This is a genomic window from Streptomyces sp. NBC_01426 (assembly GCF_036231985.1).
In the GTDB taxonomy this organism is placed as follows: domain Bacteria; phylum Actinomycetota; class Actinomycetes; order Streptomycetales; family Streptomycetaceae; genus Streptomyces.
This window is the reverse complement of the sequence record NZ_CP109500.1, coordinates 961,870-979,521: the sequence shown is the minus strand read 5'-3', so window position 1 is coordinate 979,521 and position 17,652 is coordinate 961,870. Positions and strand designations below refer to the sequence as shown.

Below are 17,652 nucleotides of genomic sequence, written 5' to 3'. Positions count from 1 at the left end.
GTCGACTGACGACGGCCGTCCGCAGGCGCCGCCCCCGGCGTCACTGCGGGACTCGGCGGTGACCATCACCAGGAGGTGCGGCACATGGCAGGCTTCCAGCAGTCACAGGAACAGGCCACCCGGAACGGCATCATGGCACTGGAGCAGGCGTTCACCGGCGTGCAGAACTGCCGACAGGGCGTGGAGAACATGAAGTTCAACCTGTCCTCCGGCCTCAAGGGCTCCGACGGCAAGGCCTTCCAGGACCTGCTCAAGCTGTGGGACGACCAGGCGGAGATCATCTCGCGCAACGTACGGGACATGGTCGACACCCTGAACGAGACGCTGCGCACCCAGGGACTCACCCAGGGGTCCAACAACGAGAGCATCACCACCGCGTACAACCAGTCGCAGTCGGTGTTCGACACGCTCAGCGGCTGATCAGGCCATTTTCTCGGACCGGACCGCCTTCCGGCCGGCCCGGTACCGCGAGGACCGACTCCCTTCCTGTCCCCCTCCAGTTGTGAGACGAGGCCCCACGATGAGCGACTTCACCGACGGTCACATCTACGTCGACTACCGGCACATGTCGAACGCGGCGGACGACATGGTCACCCAGACCAAGGCGATCGCCGGCGTTCTGGCCAACCTCGAAGCCGAGCTCCAGGAGCTCAAGCAGACCTGGGAAGGCGAGGACCGTCAGGTCTACAACACCAAGCAGCAGGCGTGGGACAACGCTGTCGAGGCGATGAAGAACCTGCTGGCGAACCACTCCCGACTGCTGACCGACGTGTCCGACAACTACCAGTACAGCGAGAAGTCCCTCACCCAGATGTGGGGAGACGTGCGCATCGGCCGCTGACCCGGCCCTCGAAACCCCGAAGCCGGCACGGGCCCACCGGTCCGCGGGGCGCGCAGAGAGCGCTCCCCGCGACCCGGCGGCCGGCCGGCGGACGACCCGGCGGAGCCGGTGGCCGGACCGGCAGCACCGGCCGGAGCGCCGGCAGGAGCAAGAGCGGGATCAGGAGCGGGACATGGCGGAGAACACCCCGGTCAACCTGGACAAGGCCTGGCTGGAGAACTTCCTCAACAACGACATCGCGAACTTCATCGCCGAGATCAAGAAGATCACGGGCGACGGCGTGGGCCCGGACGGTGCGGTGGTACCGGCGCTGGACGCCCTGCTGTCCACGGGAGCCCACGGCGACTGGGTGCTGCCGGGCGCCGAACTTCCCCTCACCATCGGGGGAATGGCCAAGGACGGCGCCACCAACGGCCAACACATCAAGAAGGCGGTCGAAGACCTCATCGGGTCCGTGACCACCGTCCTGGAGGACCAGAAACTCCTCTTCGACGACATCGACGACAATCTGCGCACCAGCATCGACACCCTCCTCAAGGCCCAGGGCGACAATCTGGCCAAGATCGACGGGGACAAGTTCCTCGACATCTTCTCCGACGTCGACGGATCCCTCGGCGGCCATGACGAGGACGACGACTAGCAAGGCCCCGGACAGGCCCCCGCCGTCCCGCCTCCCGTCCGCCCGACTCCCCGGAGCCCGACCGTGCGTGAAGAGAACATCAAGCCGCTGACCTCGGACAACGATGCCTGGCACCAGGCCGTCAAGCTCTTCACCGGCTATGACGCGCCGTTGCGCCACACGCTCTTCGACGAACTCGCCGGCAACGCGGGCATTCCGCAGATGAAGGTGGAGATCAGCAAGCAGTCCCACGTCGACTACGCCGACCCGAACGACTTCAACTGGCGTGTGGAGAACGCGGGGTGGCGGATCGAGAACACCGACTTCGTCATCCCCTTCTACCTCACCGGCGGCGACAATCCGTCCAGCGGCGACCAGGTCTCCATGTACAAGGCCCGGATCACCCTGCTCGGCAACAAGGGCAGCGACGGCCCCCCGGCCGGTGGCGTGGTCGAGGGCGGGGAGTTCAAGAGCCAGTACGACAACCACCTGGGCCTGACGGGGGACGCCGCCGTCTGGACCACCCAGCCCCTGACCCAGTACAGCTACGGGACCGGTCGGGCACTGGAGGCGCTGCTGAACGACCGGGACGGCACGCACGGCTTCCACTGGAACGGCAAGAACGTCCCCAACGACCAGGCGGTCACCCTCACCTCCTTCGACACCGCGGCTTCGGCGTTCGACCGGACCGCCCAGTTCTTCGTCGACCGCCGTGACGCGGTGGAGGAGTGGGAGCGCCGGATCGGCGTCGAGCAGAACGAGGCCTGGCGCGGTCAGGCGGCCGGGGTCTTCTGGAACCTCGTCCACACCCTCGGCAAGCAGTACGACGGTTACGCCAAGGACATGCGTCCCTCCGGCGCGACGGGCTCCAAGCAGGGGGACGAACTCCGGCAGGCCAAGACGGACTTCCGCAACGCCGCATCCACCCTCCAGCGCAGTTGGGCCCGTTGGGAGTACATGGAGGGCAACCCGCTGCGGTGGCTGCACGACCTGCTCGTGGAGATCACCGACCACGTGTGGGAACGCAACATCAAGATGATCACCTACAAGGTGCATGCCAACCGCTACGGAGCCACCACGACCTACCACGCCACCTCGGGCTTCGACCAGACCGCCACCCGGTTCGGAATGGGTGACAACTTCGGGCAGCTCGACGACCTCACCACCTGGAAGAAGGTGGGGGAGCGGGCCGTCCAGAACTGGCAGGCATCCGTCATCGAGAGCCTGGAGGTGCCCGCCAACGAGGCGATCCGCCAGGTCCACAACAGCTGGAGCACCAAGAACTTCGACCTCGGCTCCGTCCGCACCCGCGGTGGCAGCGACCTCACCAGCTCCTACACCGAGGACAAGAACGAGAAGAAGGAGGCGGACGCCGCGAAGGCCGCGGCGGACGCCGCACGCAAGCAGGAAGAGTTCATGGCCTGGCAGAAGGAACAGGCCGCCAAGGCGGAGGCGGAGGCCAAGCGCCGGGAGGAAGAGGCCAAGAAGGAGCAGGAGCGCCGGGAGAAGGAGGCCGACGAGAAGGAGGCCAAGGCCAAGGCGGAACAGGAGCGCAAGGAGAAGGAGGCCGAGGAGAAGGAGGCCGGGCTCCGGGCCGAGCAGGAACGCAAGGAGGCCGAGGCCAAGGCGGAACAGGAACGCAAGGAACAGGAGGCCAAGGCCGAACAGGACCGCAAGGAGAAGGAAGCGGGCGAGAAGGAGGCCCAGGCCAAGGCCGAGCAGGACCGCAAGCAGGCCGAGGCGGAGGCGAAGGCCGGCGAGAAGGAGGCCGAGGCCGAGCGCAAGCAGGCGGAGGCGGAAGCCAAGGCGGAGCAGAAGGAGGCCGAACAGGAGGCCAAGCAGGCCGAGGCGGAGGCCAAGGCCGAGGAGAAGCAGCGCGAGCAGGAAGCCAAGCAGGAAGAGGCACAACGCAAGCAGGAAGAGGCCCAACAGCGCCAGGAGCAGGTCCAGGCCACCCAGTTCAACCAGGCGCGCACCGACCAGGAGCGGGCCCGCAAGGAGCAGGAACAGAAGGAAGCCGAGGCCGCGGCGAAGGCCGAGGAGAAGGAACGGGAGGCCGAGGCCAAGCAGGCGGAGGCGGAAGCCGAGGCCGAGCGCAGGCAGGCGCAGGCGCAGGACAAGGCGGAGCAGAAGGAGGCCGAGCAGGAGCGCAAGCAGGCCGAGGCGGAGGCCAAGGCCGAGGAGAGGCAGCGCGAGCAGGAAGCCAAGCAGGAAGAGGCCCAGGCGAAGGCCGAGGCCGCGCAGCGCGAACGGCAGGAGGAGCAGGGACGACTCCAGACCGAGCAGGAACTGCGGCAGGAGCAACTCCTCACCGAACAGGAGAAGCGCGAGGCCGAGCAGCGCGCCGAGGCGCAGGTCCGCCAGAACGAGGCGCAGGCCCGCCAGGAGGCCGCCGTCGAACAGGCCCAGGCCGCACACGAGAGCGCCGCAGGCCGGCAACTTCCCGGCCTGGACCGGCCCGGCTCCGTGGACCTGACCGGCGGCCGGCTGAACCCGGGCGACCTGCCGGGCGGGCAGCTGAACCCCGGCGACCTGCCGGGCGGGCAGCTGAACCCCGGCGACCTGTCCTCGCTGATGCCCGACCCGACCGGTGGCCCCGTCTATTCGGACAACGGCCTCACGATGCCCGACGGCAGCGCGACGACCATCGACGACCACGGCCGGATCGTCACGCACCACCCCGACGGCAGCACCGTCACCATCGACCCGGACCTCCACACCGCCACCGTCACCCGCCCCGACGGCACCTCCACGACCGGCCCCCTCAACATCGGTGACCGCCTGCCACACTCCGACGGCAGCGTGTCCCACCTCGGCGCCGACGGCCGGATCGTCACCGACTACCCGGACGGCACGACCACCACCATCGACTCCGACACGGGCATCGGCATCACCACCCGCCCCGACGGCACCGTGATCAGCGGGCATCTGGGCGGCGACGGGACCTTGCCCGCCGGCCCCGGTTCCCACTCCTCGCTCCCCGGTGTCTCCCGCCCTTCCTCCCACGACGGTTCCCTGGGTTCGTACGAGGAGGAGCTGTACGACCACACCCCGTACCAGCCGTCGTTCGCGGGCAGCGCCACCGGTCCCGCTCCGGCCTACGGCGCCCTCGGCGACGTCGGGACACCGCTCAACACCGGTTCGCTGCCCGGCTCCGGCTCCGGCGCGGGCAGTCCCGCCGGGCCGATGGGCGCACCGATGGGCGGGATGGGCGGACCCATGGGCGGAATGGGCGGCGGCGGGGGCGGCGGCGGGTCGGGCACCTCCGAGCGGGTCCGCAACGTCATCGACGACGGCCGGACGAACGGCGGCCCGCGCGGCGGACGACCACGCCCGGGAAGCCCGCGAAGCGGACAGGACGAGAACGACGTCCGGGTCACCGCCCCCCGGACCGCAACGACGACCGGCGCCTCGCCGTTCGCCCCGATGGGCGGCGCCGCCCCCGGCGGGCAGCAGACCCAGAGCGGCGACCGCACCCGCGACGCGTGGGTGCAGGAGGAAGAGGACGTCTGGGGCACCGACGAGGGAGGCGCCCCCGCCGTGATCGGCCGATGACCCCCGCCGCCGTTCCCCTCACCCGCCAGGCAGCCGATCCGGGCCCCGGCCCGGCCGACCGGAGGTACCACCGGTGAGCGAACCGATGGAGCAGCGCATCGCCAAGGCCATGGCGGAACTGGAGTCCGTCCAGGCCGCCGTGGCCCGCGCCGAGGAGCAACTCGCCGAAGCCGCCGCGACGGTGCGTTCACGCGACCGCTCCGTGGAGGTCACGGTGGGCTCGCGGGGCGAACTGACCGGGGTCACCTTCCTCGACGGCAAGTACCGCTCGATGAACCCGGCCCAACTGTCCGCCTCGGTGATGGAAGCCGCCGGACGGGGCCGGGCGCAGATGGCCCGCCAGGTGATGGACCTCTTCGACCCCCTCACCGGGCCGAGTGCCGCCGTGCCCGAACTGCGCGGCATGACCGTCGACTGGGAGCGGATCTACGGCTCCGCCCTGCTCGACGAGGCCGAAGGCGAACCGGTCCGCCGCCCGGGGGACCGGCTGCGCGACGAGATCCACGAGGACACGGACGACGGACACAGGGGAAGGAGCCGGTCATGAGCGGTGTGTACGAGGCGAGCCCGGAGGCGCTCAGGAGGGCCGTCGAGCGCATGCGGCGACTGCCCGAGCTGGCGGAGGGCCTCAGCCGGAGCTTCACCGCGGACGAGCGCAACTACACCCCGTGGCCCGGCTGGACGGACGACTTCGCCCTCCAGGTCCGCCCGGTCTACGAACGGAACAACGAGTACTGCCTGGGCACCGGGCGGGTGCTGTACGAGGCCCTCGACGGACTCGTGCAGGCCACGCTGGCGAACCTGGACAACATCGAACGCACCCGCTCGTACTCCACCGAGCAGATCGCGGAGCACCGGCGCCGGACCCCCGAATCCGTCTTCGACGACCCGGGCACCGGAGGACGCCACTGACCGGGCGCCCCGCGGCGGACCGGGACGGTGATGGGGGGCACGGGTGAGCGGAGGCATGGGTGCAGGAGATCAACTTCCCGGACGACGTCCGGAAGATGCTCTGGATCCTCATCGGCGAGATGCCGTTGGAGGCCCGGGAGAACCTCGCGTACGACAGCCGTGAGCTGTACCTGAGGTTCGGCCGCGGCATCCGGGACCTCCAGGACGAGATCCAGCTCTCCATCTCCGAGGCCGCCACCTCCCTGCCGGACGACGTCGCCGACCCGTACGTGCGGGCGTTGTCGCTGCTCACCAACGACGGGGGAGTGAACCACCTCAACGCGATGGTCGACAAACTCGACGACATCGCCCGGGGCCAGATCGACCACTCGATGAGCATCCAGCAGGCGAAGTGGGAGATCATCGCCGAGATCATCGCCCTTCTCGTCGAACTCGCCCTGCTCGCCGCGCTGGCCGTGATCACCGGGGGCACGTCCGTCTCCCAGATGATGCTGGCGAGGGCGCGGAGCCGGCTGGCCGTCCTGCTCATCGTGGACCGGCTGCTGCGCATGACCCACCTCGCGCCCACCCTCACCAGCGCCATCGAGGAGGCGCTCCAGGTCCTCGCCGTCCGACTCGCGCAGATCGCCCTGAACCCGAACGGCCGCAGGCCCCACGGGATCGACTGGGAGGACGTGGGGAAGGGGGCCGCGTTCGGCGCGCTCGCCGGCGGGTTCGCCGGTGTCCTCGGCGGCGCGTTCGACCACGCCGGGAAGTGGTTCAAGAACACCTTCGACTCCTTCGACGACTTCGCGAAGAAGAACCCCTTCACGACCAAGTTGCTCGACGGCGTCAACGACCTCGGCGAGGCGTTCCTCGTCGGCGCGATCAGCGAGTCCGCGGCCGAGGTCCTGGTCAAGGGAGCGTTCGAGGGCGTCTGGGAGTTCAAGTGGGAGACGTTCGTCGGCTCCGGCACCAGCTCGATGTTCGAGGTGATGGCCGACGGAGCGCTCGGCGGCGGCGGTCTGTGGCTGCACAAGTGGCTGACCGACTCCCGCGACTTCACGGACCTCAACGACATCGACTTCTCCGGCGGTCCGGACGGCCGCGGCCCCGGCGGCTTCGACGGTCCGCCGCGTTCCGCCGCGGTTCCCGTTGCCGCTCCCCCACCGAACCCGACCCCGGTCCCCGCGCCCGTGCCGCCGGCGCTGCCGGCCGCGACGGTGGGGGACGACGCCCCGTTCGGCGACCAGCCGTCCACCGGGCCCACCCCGGCCCCGCCCACCCCGCCGGCCCCGTTCCCGATGGCGCCGACGACGTTCCTCGCCCATGGCCTGCCCACCGCGCCCGGCGACCCCGGTCCCGACGGGTCCACCGGACCGGAGCGACGGGCCTCCGCCCCCGACCCGCTGTCGCACGTCACCGCCCCGCAGGCGATCGGGCGGACGCCCGGACCGATCGGAACGGGCACCCCGCCGCCCGGGGTCCTCGCCGATCTGCCCGCCGATCTGCCCGATGCCTCCGACGGCGTCCTCCTCGGGGACAGCGGCACGGACCGCACCGTGCCCGCCCCCTCCGGGCCCGAGGCCGGCAGCACCGTGCCCCCACCGGCCCCGGCCGTCCCGGGAACCGGCGGCCGGCCGCTCCCGGTCGCCGTCGGAACGGGCGGCGCGCTCGACGATGCGCCACGGACCGTCTTCGAGGACGTGGACGTGGACGGCGACGCGGACCCGGACGCCCACGCGGCCACGGGCCCCGACACGGACGCGGGTACCGGCACGGGCACGGACAACGGCACCGGTACGGGCATCGGCACGGGCATCGGCACGGGTACGGACGCGGACACAGGTACCGGTACGGGTACGGGTACGGGTACGGAGAAGGGCGCCGGCACGGGCACGGGCACGGGAGCGCGGTCCGGCGGGAACGTGCGGCCCGTCGGCGTCGAGGCCGACGGCGCACCCGACGACACGCCCGGTGACACGGACGGCGAGGGGGCGGCGCACCCGAACCCGGCCCTCGAAACCGCCGCCCCCCGCCCGACGACCCCCGGCGGCGCCGCCGACCCGCCGAGCCGGGTCCGCGGGTCCTCCCCGGACACCTCCACCGCGCCCGGCGACGAGCCCCCGGCCCGGAAGAGCGCCGAGCCGCCGGGCACCGTCGTGGACACCCCCGCGTCGGCCGCCCCGCACGGCGGCCCCGCCCCGCGGACCGGCAACCCGGCCTGGGAGGCAGCGCGGTCCGCCGTACCGCCCGTCACCCGTGAGCACCCGTGGACCGACGACGTGCCCGCGCCCGCCGATCCGGCACGGCCCGGCGAGAGCGTCCCGCGCACCGTCCGGTCGGTGTTCGACGTGCGTCGGGTCGCGCACGACGGCGCATGGGTCACCGACCTCACCGTCCAGGTCGCGACCGGACCCGACGGCATGCCCGAAGATGCCTGGCAGCGCCTCCGCGCGGGCGTCGAGGAGTACTTCAACGCGCCGGGCCACCGGCTGCCGAGCGGCGACCTGCTCCAGGTGACCGTCGAGCAGGCGGCGGGCGCCCCGCACCCGGACAGCCTCACCGGCACCCCGGCGGAACGCGACGGGGGGACCCCTCGCACCCCGTGGTGGACCGGCGCCGACCCGGCCGACCACGCCGTACGGATCGCCCGACAGCTCGGCCTGCACGGCGACATCCCGGCCGGCCCGGCCGGTGACCACACCCGGCCCGTCCCCGCGGGGTCGCCCCGCGAAGGGCTGCGCGGCCGTGACCTGAGCCTGCTCGCCTCCCTCATCGACGCCCCCACCGCCGCCCCGGACCCGGACACCGGCTCCGTACCGGCCGCCCCGGCGCCGGTGCGCACCGTCGGCGGCCCACCCGGCGTCGGTGGCCCAGCCGGCGCCGCGACGCCCACCCCCCTGCACCCGGCCCCCGCCACGACGAGCGGGCTCCCGGATCCGGCGCCGGGGGAACCCGCGCCGCTCCCGACCGGGACGGGCCCCACCCCTACGGCGCGCCCCGCCGCCGTGCCCGCTTCCGCCGAGCGGGACGGAGACGATGAGGAACCGCCGCCCGCCGAGGAGACGGCGGCGGATGTAGCGGATGTACCCGTACGGCTCGGGCAGTGGAGCCATCGGCGCGCGTCCGCTCCGGCGTCCTCCATGCACCTGGACTGGTTCGACCCCGCGAGCGACCCGCTCGACGAGAGGCGTGCGCCGGGCACCCTGCACGGCCTCACCACGCTGGTCCGTGCCCGTGTCCGGCGTGTCCAGGCCGACGACGGGCGCTGGGTGCGCGTCGTCGGCCTGCACCTGCCGGTCCGGTTCGGACCCGGCTTCGACCCCGCCGGGCTGCCCGCCTTCCAGGAGCGGATGCGCGCGCTCCTCGCTGCCCACGTCAACCACGGCCTGCGGCTGCCGGGTTCGGGCGATCACCTGCACGTGGACCTGGTGCTGACCCACGCCCCGGACCACGCCGAGGCCGTGGAGCTCAGCCGCGGCGACGACCCGGCACGCAGCGACCAGTTGCACATCCGGCTCGGCGGCGGACCCGGGCGCGACGACGCCGTGGCCCTGCACGAGATCCTGCACTACACGGGGATGCGTGACCGGGGACGCGACCCCGAGTCGCTGTTCCGCCGGCTCCTCGCCGCCGACCCCACCGGGGTGATGGCCGACACCGGTGGGCTCCCCGCGACCGGAGTCGTCACCGAAGTCGACCTGCGCACCTTGGAGTCGGCCCTCGACTCCGGTCCGGCGGTGCGCGACCACCCGCTCACGGGGGGCACCCCAGCGGCCGGAGCCACCACCCCGGGGGCCGGATCGCCGGACGCGGACCCGCTGCCCCCGGACGAGCACGACGACCGCTGGGAGTCGGCCCGGGCTCCGCGCGACTGGAGCGCGCCCCTCTCCACGTACGCGACCACCTACGGCACCGGGTACGACGGGACCGTCGGCCTCGTCCACGTCGAACCGCTGTCCGACGCCGTCGTGGAGGGGCTGCACCGCCAGATCCTGACCCGCCTGGGCATTCCCGCCGGCGCCCCCCACGACCATCCGGTGCGGGTCCAGCTCCGGGAGCGGGCCAACGCCGTCGAGTTGGCACGGCAGTTGCCGTACCTGCGCAGTACCGGCAGGCGGATCACCGTGATGCACGAGGGCCGGGAGCGCACCGTGGACATCCGGCTCGGGCTGCGGGACCCCGCCCGGTCCCGACGGTACGGCGAGCACGGCGTCGAGGACCCCGAGGGCCGTGTGGAGCGTCGCGGCCAGGGCAGCTCCGAGTCCTCGGTGTCCCAGAACTCCGGGAACGTCCGCACGGTGCCGGTCACCTGGTCCGGAGCGTTCACCGTCGGGCGGGCGGGACCGGTCAGCCGGGTGGACGCGGCGCTGGCGGTCACGCTGACCCACAACCAGTTCTCCACGAGCAGCACCGTCACCTCCGCGGTGCAGACGATGACGGCGCAGCGCAGCAACGAGCTGTCCCAGCCGGTGGAGTTCGTCTCGGAGTGGCAGCTTCGGGTCGACCGGCCGGCAGCCGCCGGATCGGGGAGCGGGAACGCCGGCTGGGGGGACGGCGAGCGGCACGGCCCGGTCACCGTCTGGTTCCCGCAGCACCTGGCCGTGGAGCCGAACGGCCCGATGCCGGCGCCCGCCGCCCTCGACGACCTGCCGGTGTGGGGCGTGGACACCGTCACGCAACCCGCCCGACTGCTCTCCGAGGTCCGACACGCCTTCCGCGACGACCTGTCGGACCTGTCGGACGCCGCCGCGGAGGAGCTGGAGGCATTCCTGTCCGAGCCGGTGCTGCGCGGCACCCTTCCCCTCCAGCGGGGCGGCGGCCTGTACTCGCCGATCCTGCTGAACGACCGGGGCAAGGCCATCGGCGTCCTCAGGCTGACCGCCGTGGTCGAACCCGATCCGGCCCCCACCCACCGCTCGATCGACGGCAAGATCAACCTGGAGGCGCACGTCTCCGAGATCGTGAAGGTGGACAGCTCCGTCAAGTACGCCAGCGGTGTCGCGGTCGACGGCAGCGTCGCCCCCGTCTTCACGTCCGACACGGAGCAGGGCCATCCCGGGGCCTCCTCGCGCGCCCAGGGCACCATCGCCTTCAAGGGCGGCGGGAAGTGGCAGACCAACTCCTCGCTCTCGGCCGGCGGTTCCGCCACCCTCGCGCACGCCGTGCGCACCAACCGCAGCCATCTGCTCACCCCCGCGCGGGTCACCTACCGGGTCACCCTCGTGCGCGCTCGCGGCGGAAGCACCACGCACCAGGCCGGCCCCTGGGACGGGGGCCTGCGCATGCGCGTGCTCGCCGCGGCCGACGCGCAGGGCCAGGAGCACGCCGTCGGCAAGGGGACACGGCAGCTCCCCGACGACCTGGAGAACCTCGCGTCGATCGGCCTGTCCGCGGCCCCGCTGGCCGTCACCGGCGCCGAGCCGATGTTCCGGCGGGCCGAGGCATGGCTGCGGGACGAGGGATTCCTGCCGCCCACCCAACGCCCGCGCGCCCCCTACGTGGAGGATGAGGAGCGGGCGCAGGCCCAGCTCGCCAACCTGCGACGCTTCGAACAGGCCCGCTCCGAAGTGGGCCTGCGCGCCGCGGCCGACGCCCTCCTCGACGGCGGCCGGCCGTTCTGGATGGAGCTGCCGTCGCGCACCGGCGGCACCCGCCGCGTCCAGCTGCGCCTGAGCGCCACCCGCGACCCGGCCGCCCGGACCCGCCACCGCCGCACCCTGCCGGGCATCCAGGTCATGGGCATCTCCTCCGTCGGCGTCCCCGGCAACGAATCCAGGGGGCGCGCCCACGGCTGGCAGGTCGGCATCGGCGGCGGCCCGTCCGGCCCGGTCGGCGACCCCGACGAGGCGCCGTGGACGCTCGCCGGCGCCGGCGACTACACGTACGGCCGGCAGAGCGCCGACACCCTCGCGGCCGGCTCCGGAAACAGCCAGGACCAGTTCTTCATCGGCAGCGGCCAGGACGCCGAGGTCTTCGAGGTGCCCGCGCTGCTGGCGCTGGACCTGTACGAGGACGGCACCCGGCCGAAGAAACGCTTCGCCGACCCCGGTGACCCGCCCGGCACCCGCCCCCGTCCGCCCGACGAGGAACGGCCGCCCGTCCACACCGTCCCGGGGCGGCTCACCCTCGCCGTCCCGCACCACCGCACCCAGCCGGCCGGCGCCGCCCGCCCGGCGCCCGCCGGCCCCCGGGTACGTGCCGTCAATGCGGCGGACCGGACCCGCCTGGCCATGACGGACCGGACCGGAAACCCCGTACCGAACGTCGTCCGCCTCCCCGACGACGCGATCATGGACAGCCTCCAGGGCTCGGCCGCCCTCGTCGACGCCTTCGACCGGATCGTGACCGGAACCCACCCGGGCAACCCCCCGAAGGGCGTCCTCCACAAGGCCTGGGACGCCGCCACCGGCTTCCTGACGGATCTGGCGAACAAAGCCGGCGGCCTCGTCGACAACCTCGACGGGGCCGACCCCACCGACGAGAGCACGCCGTTCAGGGAGGCGTTGCGCGCCGGACTCGGCACCGCCAACCTGATCGCCCGTTCCCACCAGATCTTCAAGGGCGGCTACGTCATCGAGGGTCTGACCCTGCCCGGCCTCGGCGCCGACCACGAGTTCTCCGTCGAACTCCAGGGCTACCTGCACGACCCGGAGAACCCGAACAGCGCGACCCAGTACCTGGAGACGGACGTCGGAGCCACCGACACCCTCGCGCACCAGAGCGCTGACAGCACCACCCACCAGATCGCCGGGTCCTTCACCGCCGCCCAGCGCCCCGCTCCGGCTCCCCACGCCGCCGAGGGTGGCGCGGGGAAGGTCGCCCGGGCGGCGAAGGACGACCCGCCGGCGTCCGAACCGGGCACGTTGTTCAACCCCTCGGGCCGCCAGGCCCTCACCCGCCGCACCGACACGAGCAAGACCGTCACCTCCTCCACCGGGGTGACGCGCACGCCCACCGAGGGCGGCATGCAACACCGCATCCGCACCGGCGCGACCATCCTCGTCACCGTGCGCCACGGCCGGCGCAACCTGGTCGGCAACACCCTGGGCGTCACCGGCGCCGATCCCGTCACGATCGCCGTGGAGATCCCGCGCGGCGCCCAGTTCCTGATGAGCGACACCCAACTCAGCCGGGACACCGAGTGGTTCCGCACCGTCGCCTCGCTGACACCGACCCCGCGTCCCGCAGCCGATCTGCCCCTGCCGGATCGTTTCGCCCGTACCGGGGAGCCCGGGCTCGCCGGCATCCTCTCGGTCCGGCAGTTCGCACCGGCGGCGCACACGACCGCGCCGCACACGACAGCCGCGAGTACGGCCGCCGCGAGTACGAGCGCCCAGAACGCGCCCGCCCCGGGCACGAGTGTCGCGAACCCCGGTGCCGCGCCCACGAGCGCCCCGCCGCCGCCGGTTCCGCCCGCCACCGCTCCCGTGGAGCGCCGCGACGCCCTGCGGACCGAACTGACCCGGCTGGTCGAGGAGGAGGCCCCCGGCTCCACCAGCCCCGGCCACGCCGCGTACCTGTCCGGCGTTCGGACCCGGATCTCCGACCTGACCACGTCCACCGCCCTGCGCGCCCTGCCCGCCCGCGGCCCCGGCCACGCACAGCGCTTCCACTTCCTGCACGTCGCCAAGGGAGGAGCCCGGCTCGTCGAGGTGTCGCTCCAGGCCAAGCCACGGCAGGACACCGCCGGACTGCGCACCGTGCGCGGCCGACGTGCCGGGGCGGGCGCCGGCCAGGAGCAGGTGCACGTCCACGCCCCGTCGAACACCTCCGTCGGCACCACCACGACCCGCCAGAGCGCCACCACCTTCACCCCCAACGCCCGCTACCCGCGCCCGGCCGACGACACCCGAACCGACCGCACCGGCCCCGCCCTGACCTACACCACCAGCAGCTCCGACACGGCCAGGACCTCCTCGACGGACGAGGACCGTTATTGGATGCGCACCGACAATGCGGCAGACTTCGAGGTGGAGTACGAGTACACGGCCTCCGTCCACTCCGAACTGGTCACCGAATGGCCGCTCAACATCCCCGGCGGCATGGTCGAGGCCGGCGTGATCGGCTGGTTCGACGAGAACACCGGCTGGATCGAGTGGGCCCGGCGCATCCTGTTCGGCCGGCCCGAACGCACCGCCACCGTGCCCGCCCTGGTCACCCTGCGCTTCACCGGCAGCGAGGCCGTCGATCCGCCGGCGCCCGCCGACCCGTTGGCCCCGTCCGTGTCGGCGGTCGACCCGCGGGCCGCCGGCGCTCCGGCGGCCGCGGGAGGCCGCCGCATCGGCGCCGGGCAGCGCGTCGTGCCGACCGGCCCGGCCCCCGTGTTCCACTTCAACGCCTACCGCGAACTCTCCCGGGCCCTCGCCGAGGTCGCGCCGGACCTCGCACCGGGCCTTTCCTCGACGTCCCTCTCCGAGTCCGCCGAGGCCGCGGCCGTACGCATCGGGGAACTCGTCCAGGCCGAGAACATCAGCGTGGACCTGCCCCGAGGCGCCGGCATCACCTCCTCCATGCCCGGCGCGTATCCGGCGGAGCAGGACGCCGACGCCCCGCCGGGCCTGCGGATCGAGGTCCGCAACCCCCGGCGGATCACCGATGCCGGAGACGTCACCCTGGACCGGCTGCGGCTGCCCGGCACCACCGCGTCGACCGCCCTCACGGTCGGCGGCGCCTCCAACACCGTCCTGCAGACCGCCCACACCGCCGACGCGCTGAACCCGAACCACCTGTTCGGAGCGGGCCTTCCCGTACTCGGCCGGCAGCCCCCGACCCAGGGGCCCGGCACCGCCGTCACCGCGAGCCGCCGCGAATGGTTCAAGCTGGGCGGCACCTCCCTGCCGGCCGACGGCGGACGCGGCACCCGCAGCCACGAGACCATGGTCGACGTCCTGATCACCGTCACCGGGCCGGGCGGCACCCGGTACGTCACCGGCAGCGCCGAGATGCGCCTGGCCGAACGCGACGTGCTCGGCCACGGCATCACCGACGCCCGCACCGACCCCCAGGTGTACGACCTCCGCTCGATGCTCGCCGGGCAGCCCGCGGCCGACCTCCGCGACTGGACCAGGCACCCCGTCGGCGACCTGCCCGCCGCGCTGGCCGGCGTACTCGACCTGAACGAGGACGCCGCGCAGCTCTGGCTCGCCCCCGGCCCCGACCCGGACGGCGCGCTCCTCGGACGCGCCCTCTACGCGGCCTCCCGCACCGCCGTACTGGCCGCCCGGCCGGTGGAACTCGTGCTGCGGACGGACGACGGGCTCCAGCACTGGGTGTTCGGCGAAGACGGCTCCCTCGCGAGCACCGACGCGGCCACCGTCACCGCCTGGAACTCCCTGGCCGACACCATCACCGAGCACAGCGACGCCCAGCGCGGGCAGGATACGGCCCGCCGGCGGGAGAGCGACCTGCGCGCCCCGCGGGCCGCCGCCGTGACCGCCCTCGACGGAGCCGTGAAGGCACTCGCCACCGCGGAGACGGCCCACCGGCAGGCCGTCGGTGAGTTGCGGGGCGCGGTCACGGCGCACACGAGGGCCCGCACCGCGCTGACCCACGGGAAGAGCGCCGAAGTCCGCCTGAACGGCCGCGTACGGAGGACGGAGAGGGACATCACCGCCGTGGAACGCCGGCTCGCCGCGACCGGGCAAGAGGAGCGCGCCCGGTCGGTCGAGGCCCGGACCGCCGCCGCAGAACTGCGGCACATGGCACGCCAGACGAAGGCACCCCGGCCGCCGCTCAGCGTCGCGGCCGTGCAGGCCCGTGAACAGCGCGCGCGGACCGAACTCGCCCGGATCCAGGGCCGGCAGGCCCGACTGCGCACCCGGCTGAACAGCCTCGTTACCGATCTGGCGACCACCCGCACCGCCGCGCAGGCCGCCGGTCTGCGCCTGCCCGGTCTCGCGGCGGCCGTCACGACCACCCGCGCCGCCGAGGACGACCGCCGCACCGATCTCGGCGCCGCCACCGACCGCCGGAACACGGCCGAAGGGCTGCGCGACCGGCGGCGCACGGCCCTCGACGCCGTCGACCTGGCCCTTGACACCGCGCGAAAGGAGCAGATCCGCCAGGCCGCCATCCAGACCACCGCGGCTCGGCGACTGGCCGGCCTCGCCCGCACCCTCGGCGCCGCCCGCCGCACCGCGGGCGAGGGCCTGGTCGACGTTCCGCTGTCCTCCGTGACGTCGACCCCCGCTCGCGGCCCGCGCACCGCCCTGGCCACCCGCTCCACGGCCACCCCGGCGACACGGACCACGACGGCGGCCTCCTCGAAGAAGCCCCAGGGGAAGAACGGGGTGAAGCCCCCGCCCCCGTCCGCACCCAAGGGAACGGTGGGAGGAACGCAGACGCTGCCCGGAACGGGAACGGGGACGGGTACCGGACCCGGGACGGGTGTCGGCACCGGGCCGGTCACCCCGGCCGCGTCGGGGCAGTCGTCGCGCCGCCCTGCCGCCGGCCGTCCGCTGCGTACCGTCGCGAACGGCGAGTGCCTGCTGTACGCGTTCCTCGCCGGCGCGCCCCGACTGGTACGCGACCGGCTGCCCGGCTTGGCCACCAACGACCCGGCGGCCTTCGCCTGGCTCTCGAACACCGCGGGAGTCCGCGCGGACCTGCACGCCCAGGCCACCGCACTGTCGTACACCGGCGCGCTGCCCCCACACCACCCGTCGCAGGCGGCCGTGGCCGCCCTGCGCACCACCATCGCGCACCGCGTCCAACAATCGGTCGGCGGGCCCCCGTTGCCCGATCAGGTCGTCCTCCAACTGCGCGCTTCGATCGCCGCCGAGTTCGCCCGCCACCTGAACGACCCGGGCACCAGCCGCGCCGACCTGGCGGCGCTCGCCGTGCGGCACGGCGTCGGCAACACCGCCGCCCTGACCGACGGCGAACTGCGGGACGAACTGGAGGCCGTCTACCGGATGAGCACCGCGCCGCTCGACACCACCGAACTCCAGGGGCTGTTGAACGCGGTGCGGACCTGGGAGAACAGCTGGGCCTCCGACTACGGGGACGTGTTCCTGATGCTGACGGCGCACGTCCTCGGGGTCGCCGTCGACGTCGCCCAGCCCGAGTGGGTCGGCGGCCCGTCGAGCGTCCTGGAGCGCTACGGACCCCAGGGCGCCCCCGTGGTCGAGGTCCACTACTCACCCAGGCACCGCCACTACTGGGGCAGCGACGCGATCCCCGCCACCGCCCCCGGCACCACACCGGCCCCCGCGCTGAACTCCGTACCCGCCCCGACCCGCGGCACCGACGACGCGTTGATCGGCCGCGCCCGATCGGCGGGGATCGAGGACCTCGACATCGACGAGGCACTCCTGTCGGCGTTGGATTCCGAGGAGGTCACCCGGCTGCTGGACCGCAGCCGGCCGGTCCCGGTCTCGGAACTCACCGGCGCCGGGGTGGTGCTCACCGCCGGGCAGAGCGCCCAAGCCGTCCTGCTCGGGGGGACGTTGACGGTCGAGGAACTCGGTCTGTCGTCGCTCCAACACCTGCGGTGGCTGCTGAGCGGCCCCGCGGGGGAGGCGCCGGCGGCGGCGGTGTGGGAGGCCGTCGCGCGGGCCCTGGGGATTCGGAGCACGGCCGCCCCGGCCGGCGGGACCTTCGCCGGCACCGGCACCGACGGAGGCACGTCCGTGAACTCCGGCGACCCGGCGTACGTGGTCACAGGAGACGCGTCATGACGAACCCGCACCCCCGCCCCGCGGCATCGATGACGGTCGGATCCTTCACCTCGCCGTCAACT

General features: G+C 73.3%; 7 protein-coding genes. All 7 read left to right on the top strand.

Annotation, left to right across the window (positions count from 1 at the left end; genetic code table 11):
• The first annotated feature begins 84 nt into the window (after nt 1–84).
• The 7 genes from OG906_RS04575 to OG906_RS04545 all read left to right on the top strand — a co-directional run bounded on the left by OG906_RS04575 (nt 85) and on the right by OG906_RS04545 (nt 17,590).
• A complete protein-coding gene (locus tag OG906_RS04575; protein ID WP_329440200.1) occupies nt 85–420 on the top strand; it encodes a hypothetical protein in 336 nt (111 codons plus the stop codon).
• 100 nt (nt 421–520) lie between these two features.
• On the top strand, nt 521–841 hold the full coding sequence (locus OG906_RS04570; RefSeq protein WP_150521411.1) for a WXG100 family type VII secretion target: 321 nt from the start codon (nt 521–523) through the stop codon (nt 839–841).
• Nucleotides 842–1,013: 172 nt separating this feature from the next.
• Complete coding sequence (locus OG906_RS04565) at nt 1,014–1,481, top strand: type VII secretion system-associated protein (RefSeq protein WP_329440198.1); 468 nt, start codon at nt 1,014–1,016, stop codon at nt 1,479–1,481.
• Between the two features lie 63 nt (nt 1,482–1,544).
• Entirely contained in the window at nt 1,545–5,015 is a 3,471-nt protein-coding gene (locus OG906_RS04560) for an AAWKG family protein (RefSeq protein WP_329440196.1), read from the top strand.
• Between the two features lie 73 nt (nt 5,016–5,088).
• On the top strand, nt 5,089–5,562 hold the full coding sequence (locus tag OG906_RS04555; protein ID WP_329440195.1) for a YbaB/EbfC family nucleoid-associated protein: 474 nt from the start codon (nt 5,089–5,091) through the stop codon (nt 5,560–5,562).
• Nucleotides 5,559–5,927, top strand: a complete 369-nt coding sequence (locus OG906_RS04550; protein WP_329440193.1) for a hypothetical protein — start codon at nt 5,559–5,561, stop codon at nt 5,925–5,927. The genes OG906_RS04555 and OG906_RS04550 overlap by 4 nt, the downstream gene beginning before the upstream one ends.
• 59 nt (nt 5,928–5,986) lie before the next feature.
• Nucleotides 5,987–17,590 (top strand): hypothetical protein, encoded by an 11,604-nt coding sequence (locus OG906_RS04545; protein WP_329440192.1) that lies wholly within the window; start codon nt 5,987–5,989, stop codon nt 17,588–17,590.
• Nucleotides 17,591–17,652: the final 62 nt, after the last annotated feature.